This window comes from Marinomonas sp., assembly GCF_039940335.1.
Taxonomy (GTDB): domain Bacteria; phylum Pseudomonadota; class Gammaproteobacteria; order Pseudomonadales; family Marinomonadaceae; genus Marinomonas.
The window spans coordinates 344,644-361,355 of sequence record NZ_JBDVGW010000005.1 but is presented as its reverse complement, the minus strand read 5'-3'; the positions used below and the strand labels follow the sequence as shown (position 1 = coordinate 361,355).

General features: G+C 45.3%; 15 protein-coding genes. 8 read left to right on the top strand and 7 right to left on the bottom strand.

The features are described from left to right. Positions 1-110 precede the first annotated feature (110 nt). Together fabF and ABJF92_RS03760 are read left to right on the top strand one after the other, a co-directional pair. Positions 111-1,379 (top strand): beta-ketoacyl-ACP synthase II, encoded by a 1,269-nt coding sequence (fabF, locus tag ABJF92_RS03765; protein ID WP_446814511.1) that lies wholly within the window; start codon positions 111-113, stop codon positions 1,377-1,379. A gap of 95 nt (positions 1,380-1,474) precedes the next feature. Further along, positions 1,475-2,413 (top strand): LysR family transcriptional regulator, encoded by a 939-nt coding sequence (locus ABJF92_RS03760; RefSeq protein ID WP_446814510.1) that lies wholly within the window; start codon positions 1,475-1,477, stop codon positions 2,411-2,413. A 96-nt stretch (positions 2,414-2,509) separates the two neighbouring features. On the opposite strand, the gene gabT is transcribed toward ABJF92_RS03760, so the two are convergent. Beyond that, positions 2,510-3,787: a 4-aminobutyrate--2-oxoglutarate transaminase gene (gene gabT, locus ABJF92_RS03755; RefSeq protein WP_446814509.1), complete on the bottom strand. Its 1,278-nt coding sequence runs from the start codon at positions 3,785-3,787 to the stop codon at positions 2,510-2,512. 47 nt (positions 3,788-3,834) lie between these two features. After that, positions 3,835-5,301 carry an NAD-dependent succinate-semialdehyde dehydrogenase gene (locus ABJF92_RS03750; RefSeq protein ID WP_446814508.1) on the bottom strand — a complete coding sequence of 489 codons (1,467 nt, stop codon included), beginning with the start codon at positions 5,299-5,301 and terminating at the stop codon, positions 3,835-3,837. Positions 5,302-5,521: 220 nt separating this feature from the next. On the opposite strand from ABJF92_RS03750, the gene lpxM reads away from it, so the two are divergent. Genes lpxM through ABJF92_RS03730 form a run of 4 tightly spaced genes read left to right on the top strand, consistent with a single transcriptional unit; the run spans position 5,522 to position 9,538 of the window. After that, entirely contained in the window at positions 5,522-6,538 is a 1,017-nt protein-coding gene (gene lpxM, locus ABJF92_RS03745) for a lauroyl-Kdo(2)-lipid IV(A) myristoyltransferase (RefSeq protein ID WP_446814507.1), read from the top strand. A gap of 12 nt (positions 6,539-6,550) precedes the next feature. Further along, positions 6,551-7,492, top strand: a complete 942-nt coding sequence (hemF, locus tag ABJF92_RS03740; RefSeq protein WP_446814506.1) for an oxygen-dependent coproporphyrinogen oxidase — start codon at positions 6,551-6,553, stop codon at positions 7,490-7,492. Positions 7,493-7,503: 11 nt separating this feature from the next. Beyond that, the gene (gene aroE / locus ABJF92_RS03735) at positions 7,504-8,310 is read left to right on the top strand and encodes a shikimate dehydrogenase (RefSeq protein ID WP_446814505.1); all 807 of its coding nucleotides are present in this window, start codon (positions 7,504-7,506) and stop codon (positions 8,308-8,310) included. A 37-nt stretch (positions 8,311-8,347) separates the two neighbouring features. Next, positions 8,348-9,538 (top strand): GNAT family N-acetyltransferase, encoded by a 1,191-nt coding sequence (locus tag ABJF92_RS03730; RefSeq protein WP_446814504.1) that lies wholly within the window; start codon positions 8,348-8,350, stop codon positions 9,536-9,538. On the opposite strand, the gene hmpA is transcribed toward ABJF92_RS03730, so the two are convergent. Then, positions 9,535-10,725 (bottom strand): NO-inducible flavohemoprotein, encoded by a 1,191-nt coding sequence (gene hmpA, locus ABJF92_RS03725; RefSeq protein WP_446814503.1) that lies wholly within the window; start codon positions 10,723-10,725, stop codon positions 9,535-9,537. The genes ABJF92_RS03730 and hmpA overlap by 4 nt on opposite strands. A 195-nt stretch (positions 10,726-10,920) precedes the next feature. On the opposite strand from hmpA, the gene norR reads away from it, so the two are divergent. After that, positions 10,921-12,531 (top strand): nitric oxide reductase transcriptional regulator NorR, encoded by a 1,611-nt coding sequence (gene norR / locus ABJF92_RS03720; protein ID WP_446814502.1) that lies wholly within the window; start codon positions 10,921-10,923, stop codon positions 12,529-12,531. Between the two features lie 21 nt (positions 12,532-12,552). Here norR and ABJF92_RS03715 read toward each other — a convergent pair whose 3' ends face one another. From ABJF92_RS03715 to ABJF92_RS03705, 3 genes are read right to left on the bottom strand one after another with little or no spacing between them, the layout of a single operon-like run. Then, the gene (locus ABJF92_RS03715; protein WP_446814501.1) at positions 12,553-13,440 is read right to left on the bottom strand and encodes a DMT family transporter; all 888 of its coding nucleotides are present in this window, start codon (positions 13,438-13,440) and stop codon (positions 12,553-12,555) included. Between the two features lie 38 nt (positions 13,441-13,478). Further along, positions 13,479-13,910, bottom strand: coding sequence for a group II truncated hemoglobin (locus ABJF92_RS03710; protein WP_446814500.1), 432 nt, complete (start codon positions 13,908-13,910; stop codon positions 13,479-13,481). Continuing rightward, the gene (locus tag ABJF92_RS03705) at positions 13,911-14,114 is read right to left on the bottom strand and encodes a hypothetical protein (RefSeq protein ID WP_446814499.1); all 204 of its coding nucleotides are present in this window, start codon (positions 14,112-14,114) and stop codon (positions 13,911-13,913) included. Positions 14,115-14,508: 394 nt separating this feature from the next. Here ABJF92_RS03705 and ABJF92_RS03700 point away from each other — a divergent pair, with 394 nt between their 5' ends. Beyond that, positions 14,509-15,792, top strand: coding sequence for an MATE family efflux transporter (locus tag ABJF92_RS03700; protein ID WP_446814681.1), 1,284 nt, complete (start codon positions 14,509-14,511; stop codon positions 15,790-15,792). A gap of 11 nt (positions 15,793-15,803) precedes the next feature. Here ABJF92_RS03700 and ABJF92_RS03695 read toward each other — a convergent pair whose 3' ends face one another. After that, a complete protein-coding gene (locus ABJF92_RS03695; RefSeq protein WP_446814498.1) occupies positions 15,804-16,571 on the bottom strand; it encodes a GntR family transcriptional regulator in 768 nt (255 codons plus the stop codon). Positions 16,572-16,712: the final 141 nt, after the last annotated feature.

Here is a 16,712-nt window from a genome sequence, read left to right as displayed (position 1 = left end):
TATAAAGGCCCACTCTAACATGAGGGCTTTCTTGCCGTCGAATGCTGATGAAAACAACGACAGTTATTTCATCAAGAGGTAAGCCTAATACAAATGTAGAGGTAGAAAATATGTCATTAGCGCAACGTATTGTTATCACAGGTATGGGAATCGTGTCGCCTTTAGGTCTAGGCGTAAACGCAGTTTGGGACAGAATCATTAAGGGTGAGTCGGGTATCAGAGCGTTACCGAATACGATAACAGAAGGTTTAAACACCCAGATAGCGGGACAAGTGCCAAACCATGAAGCGTTATCTAACGGCCTAAATGAAGCGGACTATGTGTCGCCAAAGGAGCGTAAGCGAGTCGATCTATTCACTTTATATGCTCTGGCAGCTGCGGATGAGGCATTAACACAGGCAAATTGGGCCCCTACTTCCCTTGAAGAACAAGCTTCAACGGCAACCATTATTGGGACAGGTATCGGTGGTTTACCCACAATTACCCATGCACAAGGCATACTCAATAACCAAGGGGCTCGTCGATTATCGCCTTTTACCGTTCCTGCCTTCCTAGCGAATTTGGCGGCGGGTAATTTGTCGATTAAGTATGGCTTTAAAGGGCCAACAGGTACGCCAGTTACCGCCTGTGCCGCGGGTGTACAAGCCATTGGCGATGCCATGCGATTGCTAAAAACGGGTGAGGCAAAAGTGGCTCTGGCTGGTGGTACAGAAGCCTGTATAGATCCCTTGTCGTTAGCAGGGTTCGGGGCTTTAAAAGCACTATCATCCCGTAATGAGGATCCAACAAAAGCTTCACGGCCCTTTGATAAAGACAGAGAAGGTTTTGTGATGGGCGAAGGTGCAGGCTTAGTGGTATTGGAAACCCTAGAGCATGCGCTAGCACGAGGGGCGACACCACTCGTGGAATTGGTGGGCTACGGGACCAGTAGCGATGCGTATCACCTAACAGCGGGACCCGAAAGTGGCGAAGGCGCTGCTCGAGCAATGCAGTCGGCACTGACTATGGCGGGCATTGTGGCTGAGAAAATTGGCTATGTGAATGCTCATGCAACATCGACCCCAGTAGGCGATCGCGGAGAAATTAATGCCCTAAGAAGTATCTTTGGAAAAGCGGTGAACACTGTGCCTGTTTCTTCTACAAAATCGGCGACTGGGCATTTGTTAGGAGCTGCTGGTGGGGTTGAAGCCATCTTTAGTGCGCAAGCTCTTAGGAGCGGTCTTTTACCACCAACACTGAATTTAGAAAACCCAGAAGACAGCATGGCGGATCTGGACCTTATTCCCCTGAAAGCCAGAGAAAAACATGTAGATTATGTGCTTTGTAACGGCTTTGGTTTTGGCGGTGTTAATGCTGCGTTGATTTTAAAGCGTTATTAAAAAGAAAGGCGGTGGACGTTCATGCTTCTGGTAGACTGTCATAATTATCGTTTGGATGTGGCATCCGAAACTAAAAGATGATTTATGAGGATAAGATGAGCGCAAAAAACTACTCTCTTGGCCAAGTGGGCGACTACGAGATTAAGCAATTAAAGGTGTTTAAAACTGTGGTCGACTGTGGCGGCTTTTCTGCGGCAGAAACCTCCTTAAATATCGGCCGTTCTACTATTAGCCTGCATATTTCGAGTTTAGAATCTCGGCTTAACCTAACGCTGTGTAAGCGTGGCCGGGGTGGCTTCTCTCTCACTGAAGAGGGAGAGATCATCTACAATATGACGAACAATCTGCTGGAGTCATTAGATTCGTTTCGCACCACGGTGAACAATCTAAATGCTAGCTTAACAGGTCAACTACGCATTGCTTTGTCAGATGCGATTAGCCTAGATCCACGCAGTCGTTTTCCAGAGTTAGTACAGCGTTTTGCAGAGCAAGCCCCTGATGTGTCTATCATCACCAATGTTTCATCGATGGCGAACATAGAACGGATGATCCTAAATGACGAAGCCGATATAGGTTTCATACCCTATCACCGTAAATTTGAGGGGTTGGATTATGTACATCTCTACCATGATGTTTGCCATCTTTATTGTGGTAAAAACCACAAATTAGTCGCAATGGATTCTAGCCAGCAAGAAGAGCTAGTGAATAGCTTCCCTGCGACTCATGCGGGGTTAAAGCCCCATGAAGCGATGAGTGAGCAAATTGTGCCTTTAAAGCTTGCTGCCATTTCTTATTTCTATGACAGTCGTTTGGCGTTGATTTTATCGGGCCAATATATTGGTTTCTTACCCGAGCTCTATGCTCTGCCTTATTTGGAAAAAGATGAGATTGTTAAGGTATTGCCAGAGAGTCGACACTACTCGCTTGGGGTGGCGGTAATCTGTAAAAAAACTTCTCAACCTAACAAGCCGAGAGAATTATTCTTAAATGTACTAGATCAAACGGTAGAAGAGTTGGCCGCGGCACCCTATTAACGCTAATCTGATCATAAAAAAAAGCCACCGAAAATCCCGATGGCTTGTGTGCAAGTAATCATTTGCAAATGGGAGGACAAGGAACCAAACGTGTTTTTACACTAATTCTTCAATACAACGTTTAAAAATTGTCATACCTTCATCAATGATGTCTGTTTCAATGGTAAGCGCAGGCAAGAAACGAATCACGTTGCCTCGGATACCACAAGATAACAGTACCAGACCATTCTGTGCGGCTTTGGCTGAAAGGGCTTTTGTTAGCTCTGCATTAGGCTTGTTAGCATCACCATCATGCACCAATTCCATAGCGATCATGGCGCCAGCATGACGAATATTACCGATCAACTGAGGGTATTCAGCTTGCAAGGCGCTTAGGTGCTGAACAAAGTGAGTACCCACTTCGTTAGCACGAGCGCAGAGCTTTTCTTCTTCAATGATATCGAATACGGCAAGAGCCGCCGCACAACCTACTGGAGAGCCACCATAAGTGCCACCTAGGCCGCCAGGGATTGGCGCATCCATAATGTCTGCTTTACCGACCACCGCCGCTAATGGGAAGCCTCCGGCAATGCCTTTGGCTGCGGTCATTAAGTCCGCTTCAATGCCGGCTTGCTCGTGGCAGAACATAGTGCCAGTGCGGGCAAAACCAGACTGAATTTCATCAAGAATCAGCAAAATACCATGCTCATCACAGATTTCACGCAGTGCTTGGAGGAACTTAGCTGGCGCTTGGTAAAAGCCACCCTCCCCCTGAACTGGCTCGATTAAAATTGCCGCTACACGAGAGGCCTCAATATCACAGGTGAAGCGCATTTTTAGTTCTTCAAGAGACTGTTCAATACTGATGCCATGATATTCATTGGGGTAAGCCACATGATAAATATCACTCGGGAAAGGACCGAAGCCGACTTTATAAGGATTAACCTTACCTGTTAGTCCCATCGTCATGTTGGTACGACCATGAAAGCCTCCATTAAAAGCAATGATGCCTGGGCGCCCCGTGTAAGCACGGGCAATCTTTACACAGTTCTCAACCGCTTCGGCGCCTGTGGTTACAAAGATGGATTTTTTCGGTGTAGTACCTGGTGCTGCGTCATTAAGCTTTTCCGCTAACTCAACCGCCGATTCATAAGGACTTACCATGACACAAGTGTGTGTGAAACGCTCTAACTGAGCTTGTACGGCGGCTTTTACTTTCGGGTGGTTATGACCTGTGTTTACCACGGCAATGCCAGCACCAAAGTCGATATGACGCTTACCTTCCACATCCCAAAGTTCAGCGTTCAGGGCTTTATCAACATAGACAGGGGCCATGTTACCTTGGCCACGAGCGATGGCACTTTCTTTGCGTTTTTGTAAATCTAAGTTATTCATACTGTTTACCTTTAATTGGACAATGCAAGTGTTTGCGAGGGATGGTGTTAGGCTAAGCCACCCACACATAGGTATTTGATTTCGACGTATTCGTCGATGCCGTATTGGGAACCTTCTCGACCACTTCCCGACTCTTTAACACCACCAAAAGGTGCAACTTCAGAAGAGATAATGCCTTCGTTAATGCCAACCATGCCATATTCTAAGGCTTCAGAAACACGCCAAGTTCTAGCAATATTTTGGGAATAGAAGTAAGCTGCAAGACCAAAAGGGGTATTGTTTGCCATGGTTATGGCTTCTTCTTCTGTGGAAAAACGGAATAATGGGGCAACAGGACCAAAAATCTCATTGGAGAAAATCGCCATGTCTTCAGTGACATTGGTTAAGATGGTTGGCTCAAAGAATTGTTTTCCTAGTGTTTCTATCGCCTTACCGCCCGCCAAAGCCGTGGCACCTTGGTCGATGGCATCCTTAACGAGTTCAGATACTTTTTGAATGGCCGCTGGGTTGATTAAAGGCCCGATATTAACCCCTTCACTAAAACCATCACCGGTTTTAAAGCTAGCCACTCTTGCCGCTAACTTCTGTGCAAAAGCATCGTAGACACTCTCTTGCACTAAAATGCGATTAGCACAGACACAAGTTTGACCTGCGTTTCGGTATTTGGAAGCGATGGCACCCTCCACTGCGGCATCTAGGTCCGCATCATCAAAGACGATAAAAGGCGCATTACCGCCCAACTCCATCGAAGTGCGTTTTACCGTTTGCGCACACTGGCTGAGTAATAGTTTGCCGACAGGGGTAGAACCTGTGAAAGAAAGTTTACGTACCATCGGATTGCTGGTTAGCACGCCGCCAATGGCTTTAGCGTCTTGACCCACCACCACATTTAACACCCCTGCAGGGATACCTGCCTGGTGAGCTAATTCAGCCAAGGCTAAGGCACACAAAGGCGTCTCGTCAGAAGGCTTGATAACAATAGTACAGCCTGCGGCCAAGGCAGGTCCTGCCTTACGGGTAATCATAGCGATCGGGAAGTTCCAAGGTGTGATCGCTGCAACCACGCCAATAGCTTGTTTGATCGTCAGTACTCGCTTGTCTTTGGCAAAGGTCGGAATCACGTCACCATTTATACGGCGCGCTTCCTCAGCAAACCAATCAATAAAAGATGCGCCGTAGGCGACTTCTCCCATGGCTTCTGCTAAAGGTTTACCCTGCTCTAAGGTCATTAACTTAGCTAAATCCGCTTGGTTATCGAGTATCAGCTGATTCCATTGGCGTAATAATGTTGCTCGCTCTTTTGCTGTTTTCGCTTGCCATTCTTTTTGAGCCCTTTGCGCGGCTTCAACGGCTTGGGTCGTTTCCTGTGCCCCTAAATCTGCAACCTCAATGATGGCTTCACCATTGGCAGGATTAGTGATGGAAAAGGTTTGTCCAGATAGAGCAGACACCCATTGGCCATCTATATAGGACTGGCCTTTCAATAAATTTGGTTGCGACAATAGTGATTGCATATAAACTCCAAACGGAAATAACCAGACACCTAACGGAGTGTCTAAACTGAGTAACTTGTTCTGGTGAAAGCTTGCGTTAAGAAAGATAGTAAATAAGCCTTTGCGAATGAAAAATGGTGCGCAATCAATCTAATGTTTGATGTTTTTCAAACATTGTCATCTGTCATGAATCATGAAAAGTTACGCAGGCTATATAAAATATCCGTCCCCATGAAGTATTATGAACCTAGTCGTACTAGAACCACCTACCTATGAGTGTACAAACCAAATAAGTCTTATGAACAAAACGAAAGATACGCCACCGCAAGACCCCAAGTTACATAACTCTACTTTCAAATGGGCCTTCCTTGCCCCGCGCTATTGGCCAGCTTGGTTGATGGCATTGCTGGTTTTGGTGTTAGCTTATGTGCCGTATCGGTGGCGTGACAAACTCGGTAAGAAGCTTGCGGGTGTTATTGTTAACCGCAAGAGCAGTGCTCTTAAACGGGCAAAAATAAACTTAGAAGAGTGCTTTCCTGAAAAAACGCCAGAAGAGCGCCATCAAATATTGTTGAGCAGCCTAGAGACGGCCGCTCAATTCTGTTTAGCCTATGGTGAGCTTATGGTGCGTAGCAAAAAGTACCTTAAAAGCCGCGATAAAATTTATGGTGGCGAGAATTTGTTTTCGCTTCTCGAAAATGACGAAAAAATTATTACCTTAACCCCTCACTGCTGGACATTGGATTACACTGGCCCAATGTTGGCGTCTTTAGGGTACAGCATAACGACTATTATGAAGCCTCAAAGTAATGAGGTAGTAGACTGGTTACTGCATGTTCAACGCATGCAGTACGGTCGCGGCAAAATTTACCCTAGAGAGGCGGGTATAAAACCTTTTCTAAAAGCGGTGAAAGAAGGCAATTTAGGTTACTACTTACCGGATGAAGATCTTGGCGTGCAAAACTCTGTGTTTGTGCCTTTTTTTGCTGCAGAAAAGGCGACCATGAAAGGTCTGGGAAAGTTAACAAAATTGACCAAGGCCAAGGTTGTACCCATGCTCCAAGCGTATAATAGTGAGTCGGGAAAGTATGAGTTGCATATTTGGCCTGCTTTAGAAAACTTTCCTACTGGGGATGACACACAAGATGCAATCTTGATGAACGCGGCATTGGAAAAAATGATCGACGCGCATCCGGAGCAATACATGTGGATTTTGAATCTATTACGTAGTCATCCAGATGGTTCGCAACGCTATTAATTGGAGCGCTTTATGCCTACTTCTACTGTGCAATCTGCTGATATTGAAGCGGTAAGAAATTATTTATTATCCCTTCAGGATGCAATTTGTGCCTCACTTGAAACCCTAGAACCTGACGCCCGTTTTAAAGAAGATGCGTGGGATCGACCTAATGGTGGCAGTGGCCGGACGCGTGTCATTGCAAATGGACAGGTAATTGAAAAAGGGGGGGTGAATTTTTCCCATGTAATGGGCGACAACCTTCCTCCTTCCGCCACGGCTGACCGACCAGAACTTGCAGGAGGAAGCTTTGAAGCCATGGGCGTGTCCTTAGTGATTCATCCGAACAACCCCTTTGCCCCAACCTCCCATGCCAATGTTCGTTTGTTTATTGTTCATAAAGAGGGCATGGCGCCTGTCTGGTGGTTTGGAGGTGGTTTTGACCTGACTCCATATTATGGCTTTGAAGAAGACTGTACCCATTGGCACCAAACCTGTTTTGATGCCATTGAACCTTTTGGTGAAGGCTATTACCAACGCTTTAAAAAATGGTGCGATGAATACTTTTATCTAAAACATCGTGGAGAGCCACGAGGCATCGGTGGCCTTTTCTTTGATGACTTTAATGAAGCCAGTTTTGAAGACAGCTTTGCCATGCTACGTTCGGTGGGCGATGCCTACAGCCAAGCTTATCTGCCGATTTTACAACGCCGTAAAGATATACCTTTCACTCCTCAACAGAGAGACTTCCAGTTACATCGTCGTGGCCGTTATGTGGAGTTTAACTTGGTGTTTGACCGAGGTACGCATTTTGGCCTACAAAGTGGTGCCGGGCGTACGGAATCTATCCTTATGTCACTGCCACCAGAAGTGCGTTGGACCTATGAATATCAGGTTGAACCGAATAGTGAAGAAGCCAAGTTGACAGATTATTACCTGACATCGAAAGATTGGCCGATTAATAAGAATAATTAAGGAGAAACGTTTTGGATCAATATGCGGTTTTTGGAAACCCTATCGCGCACAGTAAATCACCGGATATCCATCTGCATTTTGCCGAACAAACTCAGCAGAATATCACCTATATACGTATTTTGGGTGATGACGTTCAGTTCGAAAACCAAGTACACGCTTTCTTCCAACAAGGTGGCCATGGTCTCAATGTGACGGCTCCTTTTAAAGAGCGTGCTTTTGCTATGTGTGATGTATTGAGCTCACGAGCGCAAAAAGCGGGTGCGGTAAATACCTTGCTGATGGGCAAAAATGGCGATCTTTTTGGCGACACTACAGACGGTGTGGGCATGGTGCGAGACATAATTGAAACTCACCAGCAAAGTCTAAAAGACAAGCGCATACTCATTATTGGTGCAGGCGGCGCGGTGCAAGGGATTTTGGACAATGTACTGGCTGAGCAGCCTTCCTCTGTGACTATTACGAATCGCACGGTGGAAAAAGCACAAGCGTTGGCGGAAAAGTTCGGTTGTTTTTCCTCTTCTTTTGGAGCGCTAGAGGGCGCGTTTGATTTGATTATTAACGGTACTTCTGCGAGCCGTTCAAGCAGTTTGCCGCCATTAAAAGACGAATTAGCGAACGAGCATACTTGGTGTTATGACATGACCTATGGAAAAGGCACGACTGTCTTTTTGCAATGGGCCATTGATCATGGCGCAACTGGCGCAGACGGTTTGGGCATGTTAGTTGGTCAAGCGGCAGAGTCTTTTTACATTTGGCGACAAGTACGACCTGATATGACCAGCTTGTTAAACAAGATGCGTGCAGAGTTAGAGTGTTAATTCAAACAATTTTCCTCAAACGTTGAAGAATCAAAAGGTGGACCGTCAATCAATGAAAGCGCAATGGTTTAATTCAGTGGATCAAATAGGCGAAGCCAAGTGGCAGGCGGCTATTGGCAGCACTCGTTATCCTTTTGCGCAATTTGCCTTCCATAAGGCGCTAGAGCAAAGTCACAGCATTGGAGACGGAACTGGCTGGTATCCAGAATACTTGCTGGTAATAGACGATGACGACGAGCCTTTGGCGATTGCACCGACGTATTTAAAGACGCACTCTCAAGGTGAATTCGTGTTCGATTGGTCATGGGCGGATGCCTATCAACAGCACAGTTTACAATACTATCCGAAACGGATTTGGGCTGTGCCTTTCTCTCCTGCCACTGGCCCGCGCGTTTTTTCTCACCTTGACCCAAATGGCGACGACGCTTCTTTTGCTCACTTGTATGCGGCTTTAACGGAACTCATGACGCAGGCGAATCAAGAGCGTGGCTTTTCGAGCTGGCATTTGTTGTTTGCGAAGGAAGACCATGCCAATTTGCTTGCCGCAAACAAAAGCCTTCAGCATCGAATTTCCTGTCAGTTTCATTGGTTCAACCGTGACTATCGTGACATGGAAGAATACTTTTCTCACTTTTCTAGTCGTAAACGAAAATCAGCGCGTAAAGAGCGAGAAAAAATCATTACTCAAGGCATAGCGCTTGATCGAAAGTTGGGCTGTGACTTGTCTGAAGAAGAGATTGATTTCTTCTATATGTGTTACCAGTCTACCTACGCGAAACGGGGTCAATGTGGTTATTTGACGCGAGAATTCTTTGGGCTGTTGGCAGAAACGATGGGAGAGCAAATCCTACTAGTGCAAGCTTATAAAGGCGGTGAACCGATTGCTGCTTCTTGGTGTTTCTTTGATGACCATTCACTGTTTGGACGCTATTGGGGTTGCATGGAAGAAGTGGATTGCTTGCACTTTGAAGCCTGCTATTACCAAGGCATTGAATTTTGTTTGGAAAAAGGGTTACAACATTTTGATCCTGGCACTCAAGGGGAACACAAAATTGCCCGTGGCTTTGAACCTGTCTTTAGTCACAGCATCCATTATATTGAGCACGAAGGTTTTCGCGATGCCATTGGACGTTTCTGTGAAGAAGAAGCGGAAGCGGTACGCGGATACCATCAAGATACCCGCGCGCTTTTACCTTTTAAGCAATCGCCTGCTCAACAAGACAATTAAACGTCTTGGTGTGGGCCAAACAATTCATAATGGATACGATCTGCTTGTACCCCAAGAGTGAGAAGTTGCTGTTTGACAAACATCATGAAGCCCAAAGGCCCACATAAGTAAAACTCGCCTTCCGTAATAGGCAGTTCACCTTTGATGGTTTCGAGATCCATCTTACCTTCGTAAACCCCATTATCTATTGCATCTGCCTTTTCATACCAAGTGTGTACATTCAATGGTAAAGACGCTTTTAAATCGTCCACATGCGCTTTAAAGGAATGCTGGCTTGGTGTCGCACAGGCATGTAAATAGCTGATTGGCTGTGTGTAACCTTGCTTTTTAAATGTATCCAACATGGCTTGCATGGGCGTTAAACCCACACCGCCAGAAATGAGGACAACAGGTGTTTGCTTGTCTTTGAAGTGAAAGTCACCCGCTGGTGGCATGAGCTCCACTTCGTCGCCGGCATTGAGATGATCATGAAGGTAATTAGACATGACACCCGCATGGTCACCGCTGCCTTCACGTTTCACACTAATGCGGTAGGTTTCACCGTTTGGTGCTGTAGACAAAGAGTATTGGCGAATTTCTTCGTATTGGTTGCCTTTAGGGTGCAGCTTTACACCTAAATATTGTCCCGGTAGATAATCAATGACCGCGCCACCATCTACAGGAGCGAAAATGAAGCTCGTCACAAACTCAGATTCTGGTGTTTTAGACACCACTTTAAAGCGACGGAAATCTTTCCAGCCGCCTGCTTGTGCCGCGCGCTCTTCATAAAGGTCTTTTTCGATCTTGATGAAGATATCCGCCAACTGTCCGTAAGCGGCTACCCAAGCTTCTTCTACATCTTTGGTAAAGGCATCAGGTGCCAACTCACGTAGCGTTTCAATTAAGTGGTGACCAACAATATCGTATTGGTCTGGCTGGATGTTAAAGCTGGTGTGTTTATGAGCGATACGCATCACGGCGCTCGTTAATACTTCCAAGTTATCAATGTGCGTTGCGTAGGCTGCGATCGCATTAAACAAAGCTGCTGGCTGACGTCCTGTTTTTTGATGCGTCATGTTGAATACATCTTGTAACTCAGGGTTATGAGTAAACATGCGCTTGTAGAAATATTCTGTAATGGTAGGCCCTACAGAGGCTAATAATGGAATAGTGGCTTTTACCGTGTCTATATGTTGCTGAGATAACATAGCGCTTCCTTAATAAGTGAGATAAATAAACCGTTTGTTGTTCGTGCTTTACTCTTCCTATTGCGAGCTTTATGCCAATTTAAAATAACTAATAAAAACATAAGGTTAAGTTTGTTTTGTGATTAATTGAGTCAATAAGACTCACTAAAAATAAGTCTATATGTTATATTTGAGTCAATATGACATAGATATAATATGCTCGATGAGTTAACCACTATGAATCAGATCTCGAATAACGCCCTACTCAGCTTTGCACTTGACCTTGCCAGTGCCGTGACGCAACCGAATCGTTTTGAACAATTAGTGTATGCCGTGCGCGCCACCATAAATTGTGATGCCGTTGCTCTGTTGGTAAACAATAATGATGTGCTAACACCGATTGCCCAGCGTGGTTTGACCGATGACCTGATGGGAAGACGCTTTGTCATTGAAGAACATCCTCGACTTCAGGAAATTTGTAGCAGTCATTATCCAGTGCGATTTCCCGCTGACTCAGAATTCCCCGACCCGTATGACGGCATGATCGCTGGTCATGATGATGATTTAAAAGTCCACTCATGTATGGGTGTTCCATTGCATTTGGAAGGCAAACTGATAGGTGCGGTGACGCTAGACAGCATTATTCCAGGTGTATTCGATGATATCGATTCAAGAGCATTAGAAATCATTGGCGCCATGTCTGCGATGACCCTAAATACCGCCATTCTGATGGAACAATTAGAAAACAAAACACAGCGCGCGCAACACGTTCTTCAAGCTATGAATGAACAAGCCCAAGTGAAAGATGGCGGCGAAATGATAGGCCAAAGTGACGTTATGAAAGCGTTAGATCAAGCGATTAAGCTGGTGGCACCTTCTGATTTCGCCATTCTGATTGAAGGGGAAACGGGGGTCGGGAAGGAACTCGTAGCACGTAGGCTACATCAAACATCATTACGCTCCGCCTCTCCTATGGTGTACGTGAACTGTGCTGCCATCCCTCATCATTTAATTGAAAGCGAGTTATTTGGTCATATAAAAGGCGCTTTCACTGGTGCGGACCGTGACCGGCAGGGAAAATTTGCGCTCGCCGATGGTGGAACCTTATTCCTAGATGAGATCGGTGAATTGCCTTTAGAAGTACAAGGTACCTTACTAAGAGCCATTCAAAACCAAGAAATTCAAGTGGTTGGTAAAGATCAGGCTCGCAAAATCGATGTCAGAATCATTGCCGCGACCAATCGTCTTTTGGAAACCGAAGTCAAAGAGCATCGTTTCCGTGCTGACTTATTTCATCGCCTCAGTGTGTTTCCTATCCAAGTCCCCGCGTTACGCCATCGACAGGGAGATGTGCCTCTATTGGCAGGGTTCTTCGCCGAGCGATTCCGCCGCAAGTTGGGGTTACAGCAGCTAACCTTATCTCGTTCTGCAATTGAATTGTTAGAAGCGTATCGTTGGCCGGGAAATGTGCGTGAATTAGAGCACGTCATCTCTCGTGCTGCCTTGTTTGCCAAGGCTGACACACCAATTGGCATTACGGTTATTTCGCCAAGTCATCTCACTGGGTTACAAATAAATCAAGATACAAAGGAAAGGGTACAAAATAAAACGAGCAATGTGGTGAAAGAAGCTTGTGAAACGGAAAAATCCATCGATTTTCGTTTAGAAACAGACGCTTATCAGCGTAAGCTGATTCGATCTGCTTTGGATAAAACGAACGGTAATTGGACTAAAGCGGCAGAACATCTGTCTATGGACAGAGCCAACTTAGCCCGACTGGCTAAGCGGCTTGGTATTAGAGTTATTAAAGAAGTGGTTGCGGAGTAACCGTTATAAAACCTACTTTAATTAAAGCGTCGGTTTTATAACAGTTTTTAGCGTGAAGCCTGTGGTTTTAATCGTCCCCGCTATTACTAAAATAGCGCCAATTAAGGTGTGCCATCCTACTATTTCATCCAAGAAAATCACGCCCCATAACACCCCAAAAATAGGGATTAAAAAGGTCACTGTTAAGGTGGATGGCATGCCGATATCGTTTAATAATTTAAAGAAAATCAGAAAAGCGACCCCTGTACATATAACACCTAGCGCTAAGACAGAAGTGATAACAACCCAATCAATATCAGCGACAGCGTTGGGCGGAATAAAGAATAAAAGTGGCGTAATAAATAAGGTTGCCATAAACATCGAACCGTAGGCGTTTGCAATTGAATCCACCTTTTTCGCTGTTTGTGTGTAAGTGCCCACTATTCCATAGCAAATTGGCGCACAGAGTACGACCAGCACAGCGAATAGATTGTTGCCTTCGAATAGCTCAGGGTCGAGCCCAACAATAACCGCGACGCCTAATAACCCGAGACATAAACCAAGCACTTTCCCTGATTCCAGCCTCGTTCGAAAATACAGTGCGCTTATAGCCGTGCCGAAAATAGGCGTTAAAGCATTTATCACTGACATAAGTGACGCTGTTAAATATTGCGCCGCGTAGCCGTAACAAAGAAAAGGAATGGCCGCACTTAAAATGCCTACGACAGCATAATGTTTGCCGTGTTCTTTAAAATTAATTTTCTTTTTTAAAACCAACGCGACAAAGAAAAGGAACAAAGCAGCAAAACCCACACGACCTTCAATAAGCCAAATACCGCCTAATGATGGCGCGCCAATTCGCATAAAGAGAAAAGACGCCCCCCAAATTGCCGCTAACAAAGTGAGTAAATAAGCACTTTTTACGCCCATGGAAATATCCTTAAGAAATGAAGTGAGGTTAGATTAGATTAGGAAAGTCCGTGTCGGACAGCGCTGACTTGGCGAATACGCTCAGCGGGAAAGTGTAGCTGAGTTAACAAGTAGTCTTTTAAATCCGCAGGGTAGCCGAGTTCATTTAGGGCATCTCTCATGCAGTTGAGCCACATTGCTTTTTCTTTTTCCGTGACACTAAGGTGAGCATGGGCTTGAGGTAGATGAATTTGACCATATTGTTTGGCATACAAACGCTCTCCTCCCATCCAGCCGGACAAAAAGGCCACGAGTTTATCGATACTCTGGGCAATATTGCTGGGGTGCATCTCAAACAATGGGCGGTAGTCTGGCGTGTTTTCCATTCGTCTGTAGAAGGTTTCGACTAGCGTGCGTAAACCTTCAAGGCCGCCTACCGCTTGTAGCGTACCATCACCTTCTCCGAACTGAGGCGGCTTAATACTCATCATTTACTGACTGTCTTGCTCTTTAGGACCATTTCTTTTGGCGTCCTTTTCATGATCCATTTTAATTGAGTTACGGTAGCCGCCCAACGCAGCTAAAGCTCCGATAATGAAACTCATATAAAGAGGAATTTGAAAGAGCATGGTTATACTGATAAACACACACCCTACGGCTAAGCCTTCAATAAAAGGTTTTAACTTCTTATTCATGGGAGTTCTCCACGCTTTAAATAAAATGGATTCTAGCAAAGTTCCCTGTGGATGTGCGTCACATTGTGGAAAAAAGCGCTAGTTATCCAAGCTTTTATTGGAATTAAGGAACCGTAAAGTAAATACCGACTTTTGTGGATATCTATCCGAAACGGCATGAAGTAAGAAAAAGACAATTTTGCATCAGAAGTTATTAAGTTTCTTCCTAAATTAACCATTTTTTGTGTATAACTGTAGATACTATCCACATTCTATTTCGATTGGTTCTTGCGAACTGTTTATCCACAAATGATTCTATGAACCGTGTATTAGGGTTTTATTTTTGCAGACTTTTTATCAAGCTTTAAAGCGTTCTTTCCAACGAGATAAGAACGAACACAATAAAATCTGGAAAATGGCGTGGCCGCCTATGTTATCCAATGTCACCACACCACTTTTAGGCTTGGTAGACACGGCTGTAGTGGGACATCTAGGGACGGCACTCCATTTAGCGGCGGTCGCCATTGGTGCGAGCATTTTCAGTTTTTTATTCTGGGCGTTTGGCTTTTTGCGCATGGGCTCAACTGGCCTGACAGCGCAAGCTTTAGGGCAAGGAAATGAGCGAAGAGTTCGTGAATTATTGCTCCAGTCTGTCTTGCTTGGTGTGTTAATTGGTTTGCTGCTGATTCTATTTCGAGCGCCCATCATCGAGTTAGCCATAATGCTCATGGCTCCCAGTGCCGAGGTTGAACCTTGGGCTCGGCTTTATTGTGAAGCGCGTATTTTCAGTGCTCCAGCGGTATTAGCGGGCTATGCCCTAATGGGCTGGTTCTTTGGTGTGCAATATTCGAAAGGCCCTTTGTGGATGCTGCTGGTTATAAATCTAGCGAATATGGTGCTGGATTATGTCGCTGTCTATGGGCTTGGTATGGCCAGTGATGGCGTTGCATGGGCAACGGTATTGGCAAATTATCTTGGTGTTATCGTGGCAGGCGTTTTAGCTTGGGGTAAACTACGCGGCTTTGCCGGCCATTTACCCGTGTCTGCATTATTCAAATGGCGTGAATATGTGGCTTTGGTACAAGTTAATCGCTACCTTTTTGTGCGAACCATTTTGCTGCTGCTGGTGATGTTATTCTTTACCGCTCAAGGGGCGCGACAAGGCGATGCGATTCTCGCCGCAAATGCGGTACTGCTAACCTTTTTGATGATTATTTCAAATGGTCTTGATGGCTTTGCGTTTTCAGTGGAAGCCTTATGCGGCGAGGCTTATGGTCGTAAAGATCAGCGGTATTTCCAAAAGATCATCCGCTTGTCTACTTTTTGGGCGTTACTGGCAGCATTCGTACTAATGTTAGTCTTCTGGTTGTTTGGCGAGCAAATTATTCACCTCTTAACCAATGTCGAGAGCGTTCGGGAAGAAGCCCAAAATTATTTACCTTGGTTAATTGCTTTTCCCTTACTGGGTATTTGGTCCTATATGCTCGATGGGGTGTTTATTGGCACTACCAGCGTTAGAACTATGCAAAATACTATGGTCATCTGTGTTCTAGGGGTGTTTTTCCCTGTTTGGTTTTTGAGTCAAGGTTTGGGGAATCATGGCTTATGGTTGAGTCAGGCGGTGTTGTTTCTTGCTCGAGGCATTACGCTTTACTGGTGTTATCAAAGAAATATGCGAACTAAGGTATGGTTTGAATAGAGCGCAACCCTCTATTCATGGGAGGCATGGCGGCGTAAGGAGCGCTCAATTCGAGTTTCTTCTTGGCGCATTTTTAGTAGGTTCTCTTCCACGAACACCAGGTGATCATGGCTGGCATCTCTCGCTTCATCGGCTTGCCCATTCATAATGGCATAATAAAGCCTTTCATGTTGCTCCATCACTTTGTGCCGTGCGGCTTTCTTCTCAAATAAGTTTTTCAGGTTAACTGTGATGCTCTGAGCCAACACGGCATGCAGCCCCCTTAAGGTATGTTGCAGAACCACATTATGTGCCGCGGCGGCAACCACCATGTGAAACTCAGCGTCCAGTTTTGCTTCTAACTTAAAGTCTTGAGCTTTGTTCGCGGCCAATAGCTGCTCAAAACACTCTGTTAATTTCGTTTTATCTGCGTCCGTGCTGCGCAAGGCGGCATAGTAGGCGGCAAGACTTTCTAGAGCATCGCGGAACTCGAGTTGATCGTAAAGAAACTCGTCATGGGCACAAAGTAAGTCTTGTAGCGGGTCCATAAACGACTGACCAAGCTGCTCACACACATAGGTTCCACCACCATGACGACTGATCAATACACCGCGAGCAACGAGCTTCTGAATGGCTTCTCTTAGGGAGGGGCGAGATACTTCAAAGCGAGCCGCTAACTCGCGTTCAGGTGGTAATTTCTGCCCTGCTGTGAAGCTACCTTCTAAAATCATATTTTCCAGTTCTTGTACTATGATGTCAGAGATTTTTGGCTGTTTAATGCGCTGATAAGAATGTGCCATGTCACGAACCCTTGGTATAAATAGCGTGGCTAAACCTGCCTGTTGATAAGTGTATAATTGGTAAAACCAATTGAAAAGTCGCTAAAATCGTCGAAATAACCACTAAAGTATTAGTTGACAAAAAAATGATAGCTTCTTATT